Origin of the sequence: Thermomonas sp., from assembly GCF_029945965.1 — a bacterium.
GTDB lineage: Bacteria > Pseudomonadota > Gammaproteobacteria > Xanthomonadales > Xanthomonadaceae > Thermomonas.
In genome coordinates this window covers 166,094-185,377 of record NZ_JAQSDO010000020.1, presented here as the reverse complement: position 1 = coordinate 185,377, position 19,284 = coordinate 166,094, and the positions used below count along the sequence as shown (strand labels likewise).

The 19,284-nt window shown below is 63.9% G+C and carries 16 protein-coding genes; 5 read left to right on the top strand and 11 right to left on the bottom strand.

The features are described from left to right. Positions 1–14: 14 nt before the first annotated feature. The 7 genes from iadA to PSV05_RS13520 form a co-directional block, all read right to left on the bottom strand. Entirely contained in the window at positions 15–1,190 is a 1,176-nt protein-coding gene (gene iadA / locus PSV05_RS13550; protein WP_300066165.1) for a beta-aspartyl-peptidase, read from the bottom strand. Positions 1,191–1,221: 31 nt separating this feature from the next. Then, entirely contained in the window at positions 1,222–2,256 is a 1,035-nt protein-coding gene (gene trpD, locus PSV05_RS13545) for an anthranilate phosphoribosyltransferase (RefSeq protein ID WP_300066995.1), read from the bottom strand. Between the two features lie 86 nt (positions 2,257–2,342). Beyond that, a complete protein-coding gene (locus PSV05_RS13540; protein WP_300066162.1) occupies positions 2,343–2,921 on the bottom strand; it encodes an aminodeoxychorismate/anthranilate synthase component II in 579 nt (192 codons plus the stop codon). 1 nt (position 2,922) lies between these two features. Next, the gene (trpE, locus tag PSV05_RS13535; protein WP_300066159.1) at positions 2,923–4,413 is read right to left on the bottom strand and encodes an anthranilate synthase component I; all 1,491 of its coding nucleotides are present in this window, start codon (positions 4,411–4,413) and stop codon (positions 2,923–2,925) included. Between the two features lie 90 nt (positions 4,414–4,503). After that, the gene (gene yegS / locus PSV05_RS13530) at positions 4,504–5,454 is read right to left on the bottom strand and encodes a lipid kinase YegS (RefSeq protein ID WP_300066157.1); all 951 of its coding nucleotides are present in this window, start codon (positions 5,452–5,454) and stop codon (positions 4,504–4,506) included. Positions 5,455–5,529: 75 nt separating this feature from the next. Continuing rightward, a complete protein-coding gene (gene rpe / locus PSV05_RS13525) occupies positions 5,530–6,207 on the bottom strand; it encodes a ribulose-phosphate 3-epimerase (RefSeq protein ID WP_300066154.1) in 678 nt (225 codons plus the stop codon). 10 nt (positions 6,208–6,217) lie between these two features. Next, positions 6,218–6,544: a DnaJ domain-containing protein gene (locus tag PSV05_RS13520; protein ID WP_300066151.1), complete on the bottom strand. Its 327-nt coding sequence runs from the start codon at positions 6,542–6,544 to the stop codon at positions 6,218–6,220. Between the two features lie 83 nt (positions 6,545–6,627). Here PSV05_RS13520 and PSV05_RS13515 point away from each other — a divergent pair, with 83 nt between their 5' ends. From PSV05_RS13515 to PSV05_RS13505, 3 genes are read left to right on the top strand one after another with little or no spacing between them, the layout of a single operon-like run. Continuing rightward, positions 6,628–7,524, top strand: a complete 897-nt coding sequence (locus PSV05_RS13515) for a phosphoribosylaminoimidazolesuccinocarboxamide synthase (RefSeq protein WP_300066148.1) — start codon at positions 6,628–6,630, stop codon at positions 7,522–7,524. Positions 7,525–7,569: 45 nt separating this feature from the next. Next, positions 7,570–8,070 (top strand): Mpo1-like protein, encoded by a 501-nt coding sequence (locus PSV05_RS13510; protein WP_300066144.1) that lies wholly within the window; start codon positions 7,570–7,572, stop codon positions 8,068–8,070. A 4-nt stretch (positions 8,071–8,074) separates the two neighbouring features. Then, positions 8,075–8,974 carry a DMT family transporter gene (locus PSV05_RS13505; RefSeq protein WP_300066142.1) on the top strand — a complete coding sequence of 300 codons (900 nt, stop codon included), beginning with the start codon at positions 8,075–8,077 and terminating at the stop codon, positions 8,972–8,974. 10 nt (positions 8,975–8,984) lie between these two features. Here the strand turns inward: PSV05_RS13505 and PSV05_RS13500 are convergent, their stop codons facing one another. From PSV05_RS13500 to nhaA, 3 genes are read right to left on the bottom strand one after another with little or no spacing between them, the layout of a single operon-like run. Further along, positions 8,985–9,851: an NAD-dependent epimerase/dehydratase family protein gene (locus PSV05_RS13500; protein ID WP_300066139.1), complete on the bottom strand. Its 867-nt coding sequence runs from the start codon at positions 9,849–9,851 to the stop codon at positions 8,985–8,987. Between the two features lie 21 nt (positions 9,852–9,872). Continuing rightward, positions 9,873–11,324, bottom strand: coding sequence for a sodium:proton antiporter NhaD (gene nhaD / locus PSV05_RS13495; protein ID WP_300066136.1), 1,452 nt, complete (start codon positions 11,322–11,324; stop codon positions 9,873–9,875). A 31-nt stretch (positions 11,325–11,355) separates the two neighbouring features. Then, positions 11,356–12,585 carry a Na+/H+ antiporter NhaA gene (gene nhaA / locus PSV05_RS13490; RefSeq protein WP_300066133.1) on the bottom strand — a complete coding sequence of 410 codons (1,230 nt, stop codon included), beginning with the start codon at positions 12,583–12,585 and terminating at the stop codon, positions 11,356–11,358. A gap of 76 nt (positions 12,586–12,661) precedes the next feature. Here nhaA and PSV05_RS13485 point away from each other — a divergent pair, with 76 nt between their 5' ends. Together PSV05_RS13485 and PSV05_RS13480 are read left to right on the top strand one after the other, a co-directional pair. Then, complete coding sequence (locus PSV05_RS13485) at positions 12,662–15,754, top strand: two-component regulator propeller domain-containing protein (protein ID WP_300066130.1); 3,093 nt, start codon at positions 12,662–12,664, stop codon at positions 15,752–15,754. A gap of 9 nt (positions 15,755–15,763) precedes the next feature. Next, on the top strand, positions 15,764–17,965 hold the full coding sequence (locus PSV05_RS13480; RefSeq protein ID WP_300066127.1) for an EAL domain-containing protein: 2,202 nt from the start codon (positions 15,764–15,766) through the stop codon (positions 17,963–17,965). Between the two features lie 17 nt (positions 17,966–17,982). Here the strand turns inward: PSV05_RS13480 and hmgA are convergent, their stop codons facing one another. Then, positions 17,983–19,284 (bottom strand): homogentisate 1,2-dioxygenase, encoded by a 1,302-nt coding sequence (hmgA, locus tag PSV05_RS13475; protein ID WP_300066124.1) that lies wholly within the window; start codon positions 19,282–19,284, stop codon positions 17,983–17,985.

The window sequence follows — 19,284 nt, the reverse complement described above, 5'->3', positions numbered from 1 at the left end:
GGCCGATTTTTCGATTAACGCTCGAACATACCACGGCGCACGGGCTCACCCGCTACGACATGGGCAACGCCGCCCATCCAAACGTGATGCACCGCACTTTCGACGTCCAGCGCGACCAAGTCGGCATCGGCGCCAATCTCTATTCGCCCCTTGCCAGCCAACCGCAACAGGTTCGCCGGGTTACTTGTGAAGGCCGGCAGTGCACGCGCCAGCGGCAGGCCGCGCGCCAGCAGTTCGCTCAAGGTTTCGAGTAGGGCGCCGGAATGGCCCACGTCCATCCCGCAGACCCGGCCATCGGCATCGAAACAGGGCAGGCAACCGCCGGCATCGGAACTGATGCTGACCTTTTCCGGCGGCGCGCCGCTGTCCAGGTAGCGGAGCAGCGCCTCGGCCGCGGGCCAGGCGTCTTCGCCCTCCTCGACCGGGAACGCGGTGATGTCGACATGGCAGCCGCGCCTGGCGAGATCGAGGGCTTCTTCGAACAGCGCCTTGCGCCGGTTGATGTGGGTCGGCTGGAACACCCGTGGCGGCAGCTCGCTGCCATCCAATGCCTGCCTGATCAGGTCCAGCCCGCGTACGCCATCGCCGATATGCAGGTGGATGACGCCGGCCTTGCCGGTCATCAGGCCGGACACATGCGCTTCCGACGCCAGCCGCAGCAATTCGTCCAACGTCGGCTGGCTGGAGCGGTGATCGCTGATCGCCAGTTCGCCGATGCCGATGAGTGGCTCGGCGAAGGCGATGTCGCCGCGCACGCTGCCGGTCAAGGTGGTCGGCGGCACGTGATACCCGCCGCAATAACCCCAAGCGCTCATGCCCTGCTCGCGCAACGCATAGATGTGCGCCAGCAATTCGGCGGTGCCGCGCGATGCATCGTCGGTGCCCAGCAGGCCGATGACAGTGGTCACGCCCGCGGATGTATAGCGAGACAACAAGGGCGCCGGCACGCGGGTAGCGAAGCCGGCCTCGCCGCCGCCGCCGCTGACATGCACATGGCCATCGACCAGACCCGGGATCAGGCGCGCGCCTTCGAGATCGATGTCTTCTACGCCGAGCGCCGCCGGCATGGCCGGCAGGTCTTCGCCCATCCACAGGATCTTGCCGCCGCCCAGCAGCACATGGCGGATGCCAAGTGCATCCGGGGAGTACACGTCGGCGTTGCGAAGCAGGAGTAGTGGTTTTGCGGTCATCTTTGCAGCGTGCGATGGCCGCGACAGGGCGTCAAGCGCCAGCCAGTGCTTGAGTGGCCAATACGAATTCGTCGAGCTTGGCCCGCGCCGCGCCGGAGGCGATGGTCTTCCGCGCCAGTTCGATGCCCTCGCCAATGGTGTCGGCCACGCCGCTTACATACAGCGCCGCACCAGCGTTGTAGGCCACGATCTTGCGCGGCAGGCCGTCGTGGTCGTCCAGCGCCTCGAACAGCATCGCCATCGATTGCTTGGGATCGGACACTCGCAAGTTGCGGCTATGCGCCATCGGGATGCCGAAATCCTCCGGATGCAGTTCGTACTCGCGGACCTTGCCGTCGCGCAGTTCACCGACCAGGGTGCCGGCGCCCAGCGACAGTTCGTCCATGCCGTCGCGGCCCCAGACCACCAGCGCGCGCTCGGCGCCCAGTTCCTGCAGCACGCGCACCTGGATGCCGACCAGGTCAGGATGGAATACGCCCATCAGGATGTTCGGGGCGCCAGCCGGATTGGTCAGCGGACCGAGGATGTTGAACAGCGTGCGCACGCCCATTTCCTTGCGCACCGGCGCCACCATCTTCATCGCCGGGTGATGCACCGGCGCGAACATGAAGCCGATGCCGCACTGTTCGATGCAGGCCGAGACCTGTTCCGGCTGCAGCTCGATGTTCGCGCCCAACGCTTCCAGCACGTCGGCGCTGCCGGATTTGGAGGACACGCTGCGGTTGCCATGCTTGGCAACCTTCGCCCCTCCCGCCGCCGCCACGAACATCGACGCGGTGGAAATATTGAAGGTATGCGCGCCATCGCCACCGGTGCCGACGATGTCGACCAGATGGGTGCGATCCTCAACTTCGACCGGCCGCGAGAACTCACGCAACACGCTGGCTGCCGCCGCGATCTCGTCCACGGTTTCCTTCTTGACCCGCAAGCCGGTCAGGATCGCCGCGGTCATCGCCGGGCTGACTTCGCCACGCATGATCTGCCGCATCAACTCGACCATTTCGTCGAAGAAGATCTCGCGATGCTCGATCGTGCGTTGCAGGGCTTCCTGGGGGCTCATGGGTATGAATCCTCTCATTTAGGAGCGCCGTTTACGGCGCGATTGGATTTTTCAGGGATGCCCAACGCGCCGTAAACGGCGCACCTACAGGTTCAGCACACCAGGAAATTCTTCAGCAGCGCATGGCCATGCTGGGTCAGGATCGATTCCGGATGGAACTGCACGCCCTGTACCGGATGCTCGCGATGACGCAGGCCCATTATCTCTTCGAAGCTGCCATCCGCGTTCTCGGTCCATGCGGTCACTTCCAGGCAATCGGGCAACGTAGTCTTGTCCACGACCAACGAGTGGTAGCGGGTGGCTTCGTAGCCGTCCGGCAAGCCGGCGAACACGCCCTTGCCTTCGTGGCGGATGCGCGAGGTCTTGCCGTGCATGATCTTGCCGGCACGGATCACGTCGCCACCATAGGCCTGGCCGATGCCCTGATGCCCCAGGCACACACCCAGGATCGGGATGCGCGCACCCAGCCGCTTGATCAGCTCGACCGAGATACCCGCCTCGTTCGGCGTGCACGGTCCCGGCGAAATCACGATGCGATCGGGTGCAAGTTTCTCGACGTCGTCCACCGTCAGCGCGTCATTGCGCTCCACCCGCACATCCGCGCCCAGCATCTGCAGGTACTGCACGAGGTTGAAGGTGAAGCTGTCGTAGTTATCCAGCATCAGGAGCATGTCAAAGACCCTTCGCCGCTTCGGCCACCGCGCGGAACAGCGCGCGGCTCTTGTTCATGGTTTCCTGCCATTCGGCATCCGGGTCCGAGTCATAGACCACGCCGCCGCCGGCCTGCACGTGCAGGCGGCCGTCCTGGATGACTGCAGTACGGATTGCAATCGCGGTATCGGCATCGCCATGCCAGCCGATGTAGCCGACCGCGCCGGAGTATACGTTGCGCTTGACCGGTTCCAGTTCGCGAATGATTTCAAGCGCGCGGATCTTCGGCGCGCCACTGACGGTGCCAGCGGGGAACGTGGCACGCAGCACGTCTGAATAGTTCAGGCCCTTCTTCAGCGTGCCGGTGACCTCGCTGACGATGTGCATGACGTGGCTGTAGCGTTCGATTCCGAACTGTTCGCCAACCTGCACGCTGCCCGGTTCGCAGATGCGGCCCACGTCATTGCGGCCGAGGTCGATCAGCATCAAGTGCTCGGCGCGTTCCTTCGGGTCGGCCAGCAGTTCGGCTTCCAGCGCCTGGTCTTCCTCGACAGTCTTGCCGCGCGGGCGAGTGCCAGCAATCGGGCGCACAGTCACGGTGCCGCGTCCGTCGGCATCGTGCTGCAACCTTGCGAGGATCTCTGGCGAAGAACCGACCACCTGGGTTGCGCCGGTATCGAGGAAATACATGTACGGCGACGGGTTCAGCGCGCGCAGTGCGCGGTATACATCGACCGGGCGCGCGTTGAACGCCACCGATAGCCGCTGCGACGGCACCACCTGGAAGATATCGCCGGCAAGGATGTACTCCTGTGCCTTGCGCACCACGTCGTGGTACTGCTCGCGGCTGAAGCTGGATCGAAAATCGGATTCATCGATTGCTGCCGGCACCAAAGTTTCCGGATACGGTGCGCTGCCGTTACGCAGGCGATGGATCAGCGCATCCAGGCGCCGATTGGCGCGCGCCCAAGCCTGTGGCTGGCGTGGGTCGGCATGCACGATCAGGTAGAGCCGGCCCTTGAGGTTGTCGAACACTGCCAGCTCGTCGCTGAGCATCAGCAGGATGTCGGGCGTGTTGAGCTCGTCCGGCTTTGTATTCGCGCGCAGGCGCGGCTCGATGTACTCGATACATTCGAAGCCGAACCAGCCAACCAGGCCGCCACTGAAACCGGGAAGGCCGTCGATGCGCGGCACGCGGTGCGCGGCGCGCAGGTTCTCGACTTCGGCAAGGGGATCTTCAACCTCGCGAGTTTCGACGACCTCGCCATGCTCGCGTACCGCAAGCATATGCCCGCGGAATTCGTACACGCGCCGCGCCGGCAAGCCAATGATCGAGTAGCGGCCGAAGCGCTCGCCGCCCTCGACCGACTCGAACAGGTAGGTATGCGGGCCGTCGGCGAGTTTCAGGTACACCGACAGTGGCGTGTCGAGATCCGACAGGACCTCGCGCACGACAGGGATCAGGGTGTGGCCGTCAGCGGTGTGCTGGTCGAACTGGGCGTGCGTGATCAAGCGAAGCATCCTTCATGGGCATACAGGCGATCGGGGCGGCAGGGCCACGCCACCATCGCCAACCATGCTTTGCGGAGTCAATCGCCGGGTTCATGCGCCTACTGTAGCCGGCTTCCGGCGCAACGGGCAATCGGCCGGCAGGTGCATGCGCAGCCGCCCGCGCACGCAGTCGATCCGGAAGGCCAGGGCCTGCAGTGGTTCGCCGTCCAGGTTCAGCGTCAGCGGACGCGGCGCGCTGATGTCCAGCCACGGCAGTTGCACACGAGTCGCGACGCGCTCGAGTGCTGCTGCGCGGCCATCGAACATGGCGGTGCCGAGGGTTTCCGCTAGCTCGCCATCCAGCGGCGGCACGACAGTCAGGTCCAGCAGGCCATCGTCGATCCACGCATCCGGACACAGCACCTGGCCACCTCCCGCCTGGCGGCCGTTACCGATGCCAAGGGCGATGAATTCGCCCTCCCATTCGAAGCCGGGCCCGGTGATCCGTGCATGTTGCGGCTCGATCCGGCCCAACTGTCCAAGCCCGGACACCACATAGGCCAATCCACCCAGCATCGACTTGAGCGATTCGCGAGTATGGGTGGTCACCTCGGTCCCGAAGCCGCCCGTTGCTAGGTTGACTGCCCATTGCTCGTGATCGCCGGCGCGGATGCGCAACAGATCGATTGGGTGGGGTGGTGACTGCCTGACCAGTTGCAGAGCGGCCCCCGGCCCCACCGGGATCCGAGCCGCCACGGCGAAGTCGTTGGCGGTGCCCATCGGCACCAGCCCCAATGCAGGCAGGACATCAGCGGGCTCATCGCGACGCGCGAGCGCCCAGGCAACGCCGTTCAATGTTCCATCCCCACCGGCCGCGACAAGCGTGTCGACGCCATCGATGATCGCTTCGGCGACCTGGCGTTCGACATCCCCGGCTTCCCAGGTGACCCGCACGTCCAGCCGCAGCCCAGTGCCACGCAGCGCAGCAACCGCTGCGCGCAGTTCGTCGCCGCCCGCGGACTTGCCGTTGAGGATCAACCGCCAATGTGCCGATGTCGCCATGCCCACAGGCTAGCGTGCGTCAGTGAAGAACCGATACAGGCGCGGCCGTCATGCCCACCTTCTACCGGTGCACCGTCAACGCGCAGCGTCGACTTCCGCCTTCATCCGGCGGATCACATCGGCGTAATCCGGCTGGCTGAAAATCGCACTGCCGGCGACGAAAGTGTCTGCACCCGCACGGGCGATCTCGCCGATGTTGTCCGGCTTGACCCCACCATCCACTTCAAGCCGGACCGGCCGGCCGCTGGCATCGATGCGCGCACGCACCACGCGCAGCTTGTCCAGCGTTGAGGCGATGAACGACTGCCCGCCGAACCCGGGATTGACCGACATCAACAGCACGTGGTCGATCTGGTCCAGCATGTAGTCGAGCACATCGACCGGGGTGGCCGGGTTCAACACCAGTCCGGCCTGGCAACCCAGCGACTTGATCAACTGCACGCTGCGATGCACATGGCGGCTGGCTTCAGGATGAAAACTGATGAGCGTTGCGCCCGCCTTGGCGAAGTCCGGGATGATCCGGTCCACTGGCTCGACCATCAGGTGCACGTCGATCGGCGCGGTCACGCCATGCTTGCGCAGGGCTTCGCACACCAGGGGACCAATCGTCAGGTTTGGCACGTAATGGTTGTCCATCACATCGAAATGCACCCAGTCCGCGCCCGCTTTGATCACGTTGTCCACTTCCTCGCCGAGTTTCGCGAAATTGGCGGACAGGATCGACGGCGCGATGATTGTGGTTTGCGTGCTCATCCTGTGCGTCTCATCCTTTTCGTTTGGTCTTGATGCGGTCGTAGGCGGTGTTGATATCCCGCGCCTTGACCTCGGCCTGGCGTTGCAATTCAGTCGCGGCGCCGGCCAGCTTGTCCGGGTGGTATTGCGAAATCAGCCGGCGATAGGCGAGGTCGATTTCGGCATCGCTGGCCTCGGCGGTCAGGCCAAAAACGCGATAGGGGTTCTCGCGGGTGGACCTAAGCCAGTCGGCATCGAAGGCATGGCCGATCAACAAGCCCAGTAGGCCGCCAGCCGGATGCCGCAACAGCAGCCAGCCCGCGATAAATCCGAAGAATTTTCCATACCAGCGTGTCATGCGCCGATTCTACTAGGGATCGTCTACAGACCGGCCACCGCGGCACGCCGTAAACTGGCGGCTTTCCCACGCCACAAAGCGCCATGGCCACCACCCTGCTCCAGTCCGATTTGCCGGGCCTGAACCTGATCCACCGCGGCAAGGTCCGCGATGTGTTCGATCTCGGCAACGACACGCTACTCATGGTCGCGACCGACCGCCTGTCCGCGTTCGACGTGGTGCTGCCTGACGCGATCCCGGGCAAAGGCGAGATGCTCTGCCAGATCAGCAATTTCTGGTTTGACAAGACTGCACACATCATCGCCAACCACCTGACCGGGATTGATGTCGCCAGCGTGTTGCCGGCGGGCGTCGATGCCGACTTGTATGCACAGCGCTCGGTGGTGACCAGGAAGCTCAAGCCGGTGCCGGTGGAATGCATCGCCCGCGGTTACATCATCGGCAGCGGCTGGAAGGACTATCAGCGCAGCGGCGCTGTCAGCGGCATCACGCTGCCAGCGGACTTGCAACAGGCGCAGCAGTTGCCGGAACCGATCTTCACCCCGTCAACAAAGGCCGCGGTCGGCGACCACGACGAAAACATCGACTTCGATACCGCCATCGACTTGGTCGGACGCGAGATGGCCGAAGCCGTGCGCGACGCGACGCTGGCGCTGTACACCTTCGCCCGCGACTACGCCGCGCAGCGCGGGATCATCCTGGCCGACACCAAGTTCGAGTTCGGCACCGATGCCGAGGGCCACCTGTATGTGATGGACGAAATGCTGACCCCGGATTCCTCGCGCTGGTGGCCGGCGGACCAATACCAGGTCGGCAGCAGCCCGCCGAGCTACGACAAGCAGTTTGTCCGCGATTATCTTGAGACACTCGACTGGGACAAGACCGCGCCCGGCCCGCGCCTGCCTGCCGACGTGATCGAACGCACCCGCGCCAAGTACGCCGAAGCGCTGGCGAAACTCGCCTGGCTTTCATTGGACTGACTCGCTGGACTGACACCCTGGACTGACTTGACTGAGGAACACGCCATGTCGACTGCCACGCCCGAACATACTATCGACCGCCCGATTGACCGCTGGTTCGCCCATTACTCGGCCGACCACCGCAACCGCGGCAACCAGGCGATTCACATGGTTGCGGTGCCGTTGATCCTGTGGAGCGTGATCGCCCTGCTGTGGTGCGTGCCGGTGCCCGGCAGCTGGTTCCGCCCCGGCCTGTGGGCGGCCCTGTCGATGTTCCTCGCGTGGATGTTTTATTACCGGGCCTCGCGCTCGATCGGCTTTGGCATGCTGGCGATCTTCGTCGCGATGGCCTGGCTGACCCGGTGGCTGCATGACAGTCTCGGCACGACCGGGCTGTTCCGCGCGGCACTCGCGGTGTTCGTGGTGGCGTGGATCGCGCAGTTCATCGGCCATAGCAAGCTGCTGGAAGGCAAGAAACCCAGCTTCTTTACCGACCTCAAATACCTCTTGATTGGCCCGGCGTGGGTGTTGTCGAAGCTGTATCGCAAGCTTGGCCTGAGCTGGTGATTCGATGAGCGCCGCGCCTGCACTACGCGGGCGCGACATGGCGCTGGTGCTGGTGATCGTCGCGGTATGGGCGATCAATTTCCTGACCTCGGCACTGGGCCTGCGCGAGATCCCGCCGCTGCTGTTCACAGCGCTGCGCTTCGGCCTGCTGTTGCTGCCGCTGTTGTTCCTGATGAAGAAACCGCCATCGGATCAATGGCCGCGCCTGGCCGCGGTCAGCCTGTGTATTGGGGTTGTGCATTTCAGCCTGAGCTTCACCGCGCTCAAGCTGGCTGGCGACTTGTCCTCGCCGGCCATCGTGCTGCAAAGCTACGTGCCGATGACCACCGTGCTGGCCTGGTGGCTACTGGGCGAAAAGGTCGGCTGGCGCACCTGCGCCGCGATCGCGCTCAGCTTCCTCGGCGTGCTGGTGCTGGGGCTGGATCCGCATGTGCTGGGTAATCCCGTGGCGCTGGCTACGATGCTGGCCTCCGCGTTCGCGCTGGCGGTCGGCACGATCCTGATGAAAGGCCTGCGCGGGCTGGATGTGTATTCGCAACAGGGCTGGATGGCGGTGTTCAGCCTGCCATCGCTGCTGTTGCTCAGTGCATGGCTGGAACCGGGTGCCATTGCCAATCTGCCCGAAGCAAGTTGGGTCGCTTGGCTAGGCGCGGCGTTCGCTGCGTATGCATCTTCACTGCTCGGGCACGGCCTGTATTACTGGTTGGTGCAACGCCATCCAGTCGCTCAGATCACCCCGTGGTTGCTGCTGGTGCCGGTAGGCGCGATGCTGCTGGGCGTCGCATTTTGGGGCGATCACCCGGGGCCGCGCGTGTTGATTGGCGGCGCGATGGTGTTGGCCGGCGTGCTGGTGATTGCACTGCGCGCGAAGGTAAGGCCGCGCACGCTGGCCGAGCCGGCCTGACTGCCTGCGCCTAGTCGCGCGTTATGCCAAACATGCTGGCATCCGGCTTGAACATGCGCGGGGAATACGCAAAGTCACGCCGCGCCGGTTCGCTATCGAACACCAGGTCCTGGCGCATCCGCGCTAGCGCCTCCGGCGTGAAGTCGACGGCGATCCCGCGCAACTGCGCAGCCGCAAGCACGCCGCGAAACAACGGCATCGGCAATTCCAACAGACGCGGCGCTGGCTGCAGACAAGCCAGTACGCGCTGCACCATGACGCGGTAGGCAAGAGTTTCGCCACCGGGCAAGTCATAGCTGCGGCCGTGGCTGGCGCTGGACTGGCAGGCCGCCCACGCGGCATCGGCCAGGTCGTCCACATGTACCGGCTGGCGCAGGCCGTGGGCGCGACGCGGCAACACGAACCTGCCCCAACGCCTCGCCATGCCTGCGATCCGGGTCAGGGTCTGGTCGCGGCCGGCGCCATAGATCAGCGTCGGACGCAAAATGGTGACTGCGGCACCGTGTATCTCCGCCGTGGAAAACAGCAAATCCTCGGCATCGAGCAGGCAAAGAGAGAGATCACGTTCACCGGCATCACCCGAGTCATGCTTGCTGCTGGCGCTGGTCGAACCGAACGCCAACACCCGCGGTGCGCGAATCAATACTTCGGCATGCCAGCGCGCGAACTGGTCGAGCGGACCGCAGCTGAAGATCGCATCCACTGCATCGGGTAGGCCTTCGACGTTACAGAGGTCGCCGCGCAGCCAGTGGCGACCCGGTGCATCAGCATGCACGTCGCGCGATACCGCGAGCACCTGCCAGCCGGCTGCGCTAAGGCGCCGGAGCAGTGGCGTGCCGATCTGCCCGCTCGCACCGAATACCAGCGCCGTCTTCATTGAAGGGGCCTCATCGAGCCATCATCCCGCCGCGGTCACGGCACCTGTGAAGAAGCGCGCATTGATCAGCAGGTGCACGCCAATGCTTGCGGCATAGCCCAGCGCGATCGCCCAGGTCCAACGCAAGTGGCCGAAGAACGTGTATTTACCCTTGGACTGGCCCATCAGCGCCACGCCTGCGGCGGAACCGATCGACAGCAGGCTGCCGCCGACGCCGGCGGTCAGGGTCACCAGCAGCCACTGGCCCTCGTCCATGTGCGGGTGCATCTGCAGCACCGCGACCATCATCGGGATATTGTCGAGCACCGCCGACAGCAGGCCTATCAGCACGTTGGCGGTAGTTGGCCCGAGGTCGCCATAGAACCATTGCGAGGCCAGCGCCAGGTAGCCGCAATAGCCCAGCGCGCCGACGCACATGATCACGCCGAAGAAGAACAGCAGCGTGTCCCATTCGGCGCGCGCGACCTGCTCGTAGCTGTCGAAGGCATCTACGTCGCCTGGCCTGCCCACGCGCTCGTATTCGGCGGCCTGGATCGCATTGGCCTTGCGGGTCAGGTGCCAGCCATAGAGCTTCAGCAACGCCAGGCCGGTCATCATTCCCATGAACGGCGGCAGGTAAAGGAAGTTGTGGAAGCACACTGCCAGGAACACAGTGAATACGAAAAGGCCGACGATCACCCAACCGCCGCGCTTGATCCGCACATCGCCCCGGGGCACGGGCGGCGTGCCGCGGACGACCGCGAAATGCATGATCCCCGCCGGTACCAACCAGTTCACCAGCGATGGCAGAAACAGGTGGAAGAAGCCCCAGAAATCAATGATGCCGCGCTGCCACACCATCAGCGTGGTGATGTCGCCGAACGGACTGAACGCGCCGCCGGCATTGGCGGCTACGACAATATTGATGCAGGCCAGCATCACGAACTTTGGACTGTCGCGACCTACCGCCAGCACCACCGCGCACATCACCAACGCGGTGGTCAGGTTGTCGATGACCGGAGACAGGCAGAACGCCAGCGCACCGGTGGTCCAGAACAGCTTTCGATAACCCAGGCCGCGCTGCAGCAGTCGCATGCGCAAGGCCTCGAACAGGTTACGTTCGCTCATCGCGTTGACGTAAGTCATCGCCGCCAGCAGGAACAACAGGAGTTGAGCGTATTCCAGCAGGTAGTCGCCTACTGCCTCGTGGATGCTGTCGGACTGGCCCATGCCCGCGGCGGCAATGGCCAGCAAGGCCCAGATCACGCCCGCGGCCAGCATCACCGGCTGCGATTTGCGCAGATGGGTGAACTCCTCGGCGATCACGAACATATAGGCCAGCGCGAAGATCGCGATGGCGGCATAACCCGCCCAATGCGTGGTGAGATCGATGGCAGCTGGCAACTCCACCGGCGACGCTGCCATCGCCGGCAAGCAGGCGACAAGGCAAAGCAGGAAGGCCAGCGTGCGCGGCCAACGCAGGTTGTTGGGCATCATGGATCCCGTTATTCGGCTAAGCCCCAGTTTAACCCGCGCCCCTTGCGGCCTCCTTGGGCAGCGTGGCGCGCAGCCACAGATAGCCGGAAAGCGCGGCCACCAGGGAGGCGCACAGCACGCCGAGCACCGCGAACTGGAACAGGTTGCCATCGTTGGAAAATGCCAGCGAGGCGATGAAAAGACTCATGGTGAAGCCGACGCCGCACAACAGGCCAAGGCCCAGCATCGAACGGAAATCCATGCCGTCCGGATAGCGGGCGATGCCGGTCGCCTTCGCCAACACCGCCGCGCCCACTACGCCTATTGGTTTTCCCAGCACCAGGCCGAACAGGATGCCCAGCGGCACCGGCTGCAATACGTCATCCGGCACGAAGTCACCCAGCGCCAGACCCGCGTTGGCGAATGCGAACACCGGCAGGATCAGGTAGGCAACCCAGGGGTGCAGCGCATTTTCCAGGGTCACCAGCGGCGAATGCTGGACCGCGTCGTCGATCTCGTCGCTGCGATCGTAGTGCGGGATCATCAAGCCAGTGATGACGCCTGCCAGAGTGGCGTGCACACCCGATTTCAGCACGCATACCCACACCACCGCGCCGAGCAGCAGGTAAGGCGTCAGCGCGGTGACCTTGCGGCGGTTGAGCACGAACATGCCGGCAATCGCCGCGCCTGCCCAGCCCAATGCCGTCATCGACAGGTCGCTGGTGTAGAACAGCGCGATGATGATGATCGCCGCCAAGTCATCTACCACTGCAATCGTCGACAGCAGCAACTTCATCCCGAGCGGTACCCGTGATCCCAGCAACGACAGGATGCCGAGTGCGAATGCGATATCGGTGGCGGCCGGCACCGCCCAACCCTGCATCGCGGTGGCATCGCCACGGTTGATCCACCAGAAGAACGCCGCCGGCACCGCAACCCCGGCCACCGCGCACAACAGCGGCAGGATCAACTGGTCGCGGCTGGACAGCTGGCCGCTGAGCGCTTCTCGCTTGATCTCCAGTGCGACCAGCAGGAAGAACACCGCCATCAGGCCGTCGTTGATCCACAACAGCAGGGGTTTGGCGATCAGGAGGTCGCCGACCTGCACTGCCACCGGCAGTTCGCGGAAGCCGTCGTAGAACTCTTCCAGCGGCGAGTTCGCGCAAAGCAATGCCAACACCGCCGCCGCGATCAGCAGGATGCCGCCGGCTGCCGACAGCCGGAAGAAATCGGTGAGCGCATTCGCGGCGCGCGCGAGGATGGGTTCTTCATTGGCCATCGGCCGAGTATAGCCAGCGTGCCGGGAACGCCAGAGGCAGGCTAGACTGGCCCAGCCTCATCCCTGCAGGCAGCGCATGAAAAAACACAGGTGGGTATTGCGCGTTCCATTGCTGCTGACTGTCTTGCTGATCTGGCTGACGGTGGTAGCGCCTGTGCGTGCGCTCGATCCCGGCAAGTCTTTCTATCACTACGTGCGCAATACCTGGTCGTTGCAGCAGGGGCTGCCACAGATCAGCGTGCAGGCGATCACCCAGGACCGTCGCGGCTATCTCTGGGTCGGCACCCAGTCGGGCCTGGCACGGTTCGATGGCATACGCTTCGTCACCTATAGCCCGAAAGACACTCCCGGCATCCCCGGCATCTTGATCCGCAGCCTGTACCTGGACAAGACCGGCAAGCTATGGATCGGAACCTACAAGGGTCTGGCGGTGCATGATGGCAGCACGTTTTCCAGCATTGCTGTAGCCGGCCATGGCGATGCCAGCGTGCTGGACATCTTCGACATCAAGGAAATCAACGGGCGCCTGATGGTCGCCAGCAACCAGGGCCTGTACGCCCTGCAAGACGGCGTGTTGCAGCACCAGCCGGGCAGCCCGTTGATGACCCAATCGCTGTTACCACGCAGCGACGGCTTGTGGATCGGCAGTCTCGGCGGGGTGTATCGCTTCAATGGCCAGGACCACCAGTTCCTGGCCTTGCCTGCCGGGCTGGAAAAGGCCGTGGTCACGTCACTGGTCGAAGCCCAGGGCAAGCTCTGGGCCGGCACGACCCTGGGTCTGTATGTCTACGGCCAGGGCATATGGTCGGCAGCCAGCACCAAACCCGAACTGCAAGACGCACCGACCACCATGTTGTTGGAAGACCATGACCACAACTTGTGGGTCGCCAGCAATGCCGGCATCGCCCGGTTCAACCAAGGCACGTTGTCTGAACTGATCCCGGATTCGAATCCGAACGGCTTCCGCAGCGTGATCAGCGCGTTCGAGGATCGCGAAGGCAACCTGTGGTTCGGCAGCCAGTGGAATGGCCTGACCCGGCTCTGGAACGGCTGGACCAAGCGTTACAGCACGCCCCAGGGGCTAACCGAGCCGTTGGTCTGGTCTTTGGCCAAGGCGCCCGATGGGGCGATCTGGGTCGGCACCAATAATGGCCTGAGCGTGCTCCGCGATGGCCATTTCGAATCGGTGCTGACCGGCACCGAGCTGCCGCATCCGCATGCCTACAACCTGCTTGCCGATGCCGACCGAATCTGGATCGGCACCCGCCGCGGGCTGGTGCTGTACCGCAATGGCAAGGTCGAACATCCCGCACTGTTCGAGCCCATGGCCAATGCCCAGATCAACGGCATCGTGCGCAGCCATTCCGGCGCGGTCTGGATCTCGACCACCGAAGGCCTGTTCCGGCTGCAAGGCGATCACCTGGATCGCTTCGGCACCAAGCAGGGCCTGCGCGACCCGCGCACCCGCCTGGTAAATGAGCTGGCCGACGGAAGGTTGCTGGTCGGTACCCAGGACGGGCTGTACCTGCTGGAAAACGACCGTCTGGTGCAACAGGGATTTACCACCGGCCTGCCGCCCGGGCTGGACGTGACTGCCATCCATGAACTGAGCAATGGCGACTGGGTGATTGGCAGCCTGGACGAGAACCTCTATGTACGGCATGGCGAACATTGGCAGCAGCTGTCCACCGAACAGGGATTGCCGGGAAATGCCGCGTTCTACATCACGGAAGACTCGAAAGGTTACTTGTGGCTGGCCGGCATTCGTGGCGTCGAACGCCTGCCCATCGCAGACCTCGCCCGCCTGCGTGAGGGCAAGATCAAGAAAGTCGATGCCGAAATGGTGCTCAACGAACGCGGCGACCGGCGCAGCGGCCAGCAAGGCTTCTGCTGCAACGGCGCTGGTAACTCCAAGGGCTTCATTGATCATGACGTGCTGTGGCTGCCCAGTCGCGATGGCGTGGTCGCCCTGGATACCCGCGCTATCGTCAAGAACCCGGTACCGCCCGATGTCGTGATCGAACGCCTGCAATTCCAGGACCGCTGGCATGACGTGACCGCAAGCGAAAAACTGGTCCTGCCCGAGGATGCCCGCGACCTGGCGTTCGAATTCACCGCCTTCAGCTTCCAGGACCCGGCCAGTGTGACGTTGTCGTACCAGTTGGTCGGTTACGACCCGGATTGGCGCGACCTGCAAGTGGTGTCCCCGCGCAGCGTCAACTACACCAACCTGCCATCGGGTGACTACGTGTTCCAGGTCAAGGCTGCCAACAACGCCGGCGTATGGGGCCGCACGGTCGCGCGCCTGCCGTTCCGGATCACGCCACGCTTCCAGGAAACACCGCTATTCCTCATATTGGGCCTGCTGTTGCTGGGAACGGTGCTGTATGCCGGCTACCGGACGCAGCACCACGCGCATCTGGCACAGCGCAACCTGCTTGAGCAGCAGGTCAATGAACGCACCGAGCAGCTGCACGTGGCCAATGTCCAACTGGAACATGCCAGCCAGGCCGACCCCTTGACCGGCTTGCACAACCACCGCTACCTGGCCAACCAGATTCCCGCCGACCTTGCGTACTACGACCGTGAGCAGGCGCGCGGGGCCTATTCCAACCATGCCCTGGTGTTCGCCGTGATCGGCTTCGGCGACGCGTTTGGCACCGCTGAGAGCCCCCAATTCACGGTCGATGGCATGGCCTTGTCACATGCCGCGCAGACCCTGGTTCGACTGGTGCGTGCAGGTGACTACCTGGCCCGTTGGCAGGACGATTGCCTGCTGCTGGTGTTCCGGCCAACGCCACGGCTGGCTGTGACCAACCTGGGCGAACGCATCCGGGCGAGTGTCGCCAGCCAACCGTTGGACAGGGGAGACGGCCAGCAGGTCGCACTGGACTGTTCGGTTGGCCTGGCCGAGCTCCCGCTGGCACACGATGGACAGCAACTCTTCGGCTGGGAGCAGTCTGTGGAACTGGCGGAGGCTGCGCTGCATTGGGTCAGGCAACATCGGGGGCATGGCTGGGCGCTGTTGCGGCCGACGCAATCTGCAGACCTCGGCAACATGCTGCATGATCTACGCAGCAACGTTGCAAGGTTCATCATCCAAGGCCAGCTGGACGTCGTTGGGTCCAGCATGTCCGATCCATCCGAGCGGAAGGACCACGAGGTGTAAACGCGGGACATGCGAGCGATCACAGCCACCCTGTCCAGATCGCTGCTACTGGTCGGCCTGTACTTCGGCCTGGCTGCCTTTGCCGGCCAGTTCATCGCCATGCCGGGAACCGTGGCCCTGTTCTGGCCCGCATCGGGCCTGGCGCTGGCGGCCGTCATCCGTTACGGCTTGCGCTGGATCTGGATTGTTCCGGTGGCCATGGCCCTGGTGCACATGACGGTCAGCCCGGTGCCAGCCGCATTCATTCCGTATTCGATCCTCAGCAATACCCTGGGCGTGCTTGCAGGCGGCTGGTTCGTCCTACGCGCGGGATTGCCCGGACACTTGGACATCCGTTTCGCGTTCCGGGTCCTGCGTGGCGGCATGCTGATGGCGTTGATCAGCGCGCTCATCGGCGTTGGCGGCATGGTGGCGTCCGGCCTGATCCGGGAATCATCGGAACTCGACGCGCTGGTGAAATGGTCGCTGGGCGACCTGCTCGGCATCGTCAGTATTGCGCCCGCATTGCTGATGATCGGTTTCCGCAAGCCGGCCGACAAAATTGACCGGGCATCGAATTACGGCACGGAGAACGAAAAACTGGCATGGAACATGGCCCTCGCCGCCAGCTTTCTGTTGCTGGCCTGGGGCGGTTCGCAAGGCGGCCAATTCGTGCTGGGCCTGAGCAGCCTGCCGTTGTCGATCATGGTCTGGAGCGCGTTGCGCTTCGAACCGATACGCACTGCGGTCGCGGTGCTGCTGAGCGAACTGTTGATCGGCATGCTGGCCGGCCTTGGCCTGGCCGGCTTCCAGGCGCCCGTGCAGGCGCTCGACAGCGCTATCCTGCTCGGCTACCTGTGCCTGCTTGCGATCCTGCCGATCATCCTGACCTTGACCGTGCACGAGCAGCGCCTGGCTGCACGCAGGCTGGCCACGCACGCCAACATCGACAGCCTGACCGGATTGCCGAACCGCAACGCCTTCGAAGCCAAGGTCAACCGGATCCTGGGCGATCCGGGCGAACCACCGATGGCACTGGCTTATCTGGACCTGGACAACTTTTCCCTGATCAACGACACCTCAAGCCATGTGGCCGGCGACGTGATGATCGTCGGTGTCGCCGGCGCACTCGCATCCAGCCTGCGCGAAGGCGACCTGCTGGCACACCTGGGCGCCGACGAATTCGCGGTACTGCTGCGCAATTGCAACCCGACCATGGCGCGCGAAGCCGCCGGTGCGCTGGCCCGCGCCGTCGAACACTATCGTTGCGAATGGCAAGGCCACGCGATGGCCACCAGCATCAGTATTGGCGTGGTGCCGTTCCGCACCGGCGAGGCAAAATTCGCGGAAGTTCTTTCGAAAGCGGATGCCGCCTGCTTCACCGCCAAGGAGCTTGGTGGCAACCGGGTGTTCCTCGCCAGCGGACTGGCCAGCGAGGTGCTGGATCGCACCGCCAGCATGCGCTGGGCGCTGCGGATTCGCGAAGCACTGGAGCATCACCACTTCCTCCTGCATGCCCAGACCCTCGCACCATTGCACGCAAACACGGAGCAGGGCCGTCACTTCGAATTGCTGATCAGGCTCAAGGAGCCAGGCCAGGACACCCTGCTGATGCCCAGTCAGTTCATGCCGGCGGCGGAGCGCTTCGGCCTGGGCCTGCGCATCGACCGCGAAGCGGTCATGCTCGCGCTGGACTGGCTGGAAGCACACCCCGAGCAAGCGGCGCAGGTGGCAACCTGCAGCATCAACCTTTCCGGTGAAGCGATGGTCGACGAAAGCTTCATCGGTTTCGTCGCCGAGCGCCTGCGCAACAGCAGCTTCCCCGGCAATCGCCTGTGCTTCGAAGTGACCGAGACCAGCGCCGTGCGCGACCTCGCCCGCGCGCAGCGCTTCATCGACGAGATGCGCAGCCTCGGCTGCCGTTTCGCGCTGGACGACTTCGGCACCGGCTTCTGTTCCTTCAGCTACCTGCGCGCACTGGACGTGGACTATTTCAAGATCGACGGCAGTTTCGTGCGCGAGATGGACACCTCACCGCTGGCCGCCGAGGTCGTGCGCTCAATCACCAAGATCTCGCACCTGCTGATGAAGAAAACCGTGGCCGAGCACACCGAAACCATCGCCCAGCGCGACGCGCTGGCTGCACTCGGCGTTGATTTCGCGCAGGGCTATGCAATCGACCGGCCGATGCCGCTGGATGAGTATTTCAACCAGCGGCAGGATGCAATCTAGCGGGCGTTTGTGTCTGCTCAGCCGCCGCCGTTGAAATGCTTGCGCAGCCCAGCCCAGCAGGCCTGGTAATCACGCTGCCGATTCGTGGCATCGAGTGCTTGCGCCGTTGGCCGGATGACTTTGCAGGTCTCGAACATGATCGCCATGGTGTCACGCACATAGTCCGGCTTCGACGTGTCCGCATGGCTGGCCTTCTCGAACGTAACCGCATCTGGGCCGTGGCCGGTCATGCAGTTGTGCAGCGAACAGCCACCCGGTGCGAACCCCTCAGCCTTGGCATCGTATTCACCATGGATCAAGCCCATGAACTCGCTGGCGATGTTGCGGTGGAACCACGGCGGCCGGAACGTGTCCTGCGCAGCCAGGACGCGCGGCGGGAAGATGGCGAAATCAAGGTTGCCCACGCCGGGCGTGTCGGTTGGCGAGGTCAGTACCAGGAAGATCGACGGATCTGGATGGTCATAGCTGATCGAACCGATCGTATTGAACCTGCGCAGGTCATATTTGTACGGCACGTGGCTGCCATGCCAGCCGACCACGTCCAGCGGCGAATGACCGATGTCGGCGCGCCACAGATGTCCCTGGAATTTTGCAATGAGTTCGAAGTCACCTTCGAGATCCTCGAACGCCGCATTCGGGGTCAGGAAATCGCGCGGATTCGCCAGCCCATTGCTGCCAATCGGCCCGAGGTCTGGCAGGCGCAGGAATCCGCCGAAGTTCTCACAGACATAACCGCGCGACGGCCCATCGGGAAGCTCGACCCGAAAGCGGATGCCACGCGGGATCACCGCGATCTCCTGCGGCTCGATGTCGAGCACACCGAGTTCGGTTTCGATATGCAGACGGCCTTGCTGCGGCACGATCAGCAGCTCGCCGTCGGCATCGTAGAAGTAGCGCCCCTGCATCGACGCATTGGCTGCGTACAAGTGCACGCCGATGCCGGACTGCGCCTCAGGCGAGCCATTGCCAGCCATGGTCACCAGCCCATCGACGAAATCAACGGATGCATCCGCACCCGGCAGTGGCAGCGGATCCCAGCGCAACTGGTCCGGGGTCACCGGGCCGCTGCCGAAATCGTTGTGTAAGCCAGGCTGATTGAACGGCACGAACGGCCCATGCATCGCCGCCGGACGTATCCGATACAACCAGCTGCGGCGGTTCTGGTGGCGCGGCGCAGTGAACGCGGTGCCCGTCAGCTGTTCCGCGTACAAACCATGCGCGACCTGTTGGGGCGAGTTGCGCCCAACGGGCAATGTGCCGGGCAACGCTTCGGTCGCGAATTCGTTGCCGAAGCCGGACTGATAGCCGTTCGATTGCAT

Excerpts from the sequence above, each read along its gene's own strand:
- iadA (WP_300066165.1), bottom strand. The coding sequence starts at position 1,190 with ATGACCGCAAAACCACTACTCCTGCTTCGCAACGCCGACGTGTACTCC.
- PSV05_RS13540 (WP_300066162.1), bottom strand. The coding sequence starts at position 2,921 with ATGCTCCTGATGCTGGATAACTACGACAGCTTCACCTTCAACCTCGTG.
- yegS (WP_300066157.1), bottom strand. The coding sequence starts at position 5,454 with ATGGCGACATCGGCACATTGGCGGTTGATCCTCAACGGCAAGTCCGCG.
- rpe (WP_300066154.1), bottom strand. The coding sequence starts at position 6,207 with ATGAGCACGCAAACCACAATCATCGCGCCGTCGATCCTGTCCGCCAAT.
- PSV05_RS13520 (WP_300066151.1), bottom strand. The coding sequence starts at position 6,544 with ATGACACGCTGGTATGGAAAATTCTTCGGATTTATCGCGGGCTGGCTG.
- PSV05_RS13515 (WP_300066148.1), top strand. The coding sequence starts at position 6,628 with ATGGCCACCACCCTGCTCCAGTCCGATTTGCCGGGCCTGAACCTGATC.
- PSV05_RS13510 (WP_300066144.1), top strand. The coding sequence starts at position 7,570 with ATGTCGACTGCCACGCCCGAACATACTATCGACCGCCCGATTGACCGC.
- PSV05_RS13505 (WP_300066142.1), top strand. The coding sequence starts at position 8,075 with ATGAGCGCCGCGCCTGCACTACGCGGGCGCGACATGGCGCTGGTGCTG.
- PSV05_RS13500 (WP_300066139.1), bottom strand. The coding sequence starts at position 9,851 with ATGAAGACGGCGCTGGTATTCGGTGCGAGCGGGCAGATCGGCACGCCA.
- nhaD (WP_300066136.1), bottom strand. The coding sequence starts at position 11,324 with ATGCCCAACAACCTGCGTTGGCCGCGCACGCTGGCCTTCCTGCTTTGC.
- nhaA (WP_300066133.1), bottom strand. The coding sequence starts at position 12,585 with ATGGCCAATGAAGAACCCATCCTCGCGCGCGCCGCGAATGCGCTCACC.
- PSV05_RS13485 (WP_300066130.1), top strand. The coding sequence starts at position 12,662 with ATGAAAAAACACAGGTGGGTATTGCGCGTTCCATTGCTGCTGACTGTC.
- PSV05_RS13480 (WP_300066127.1), top strand. The coding sequence starts at position 15,764 with ATGCGAGCGATCACAGCCACCCTGTCCAGATCGCTGCTACTGGTCGGC.
- hmgA (WP_300066124.1), bottom strand. The coding sequence starts at position 19,284 with ATGCAATCGAACGGCTATCAGTCCGGCTTCGGCAACGAATTCGCGACC.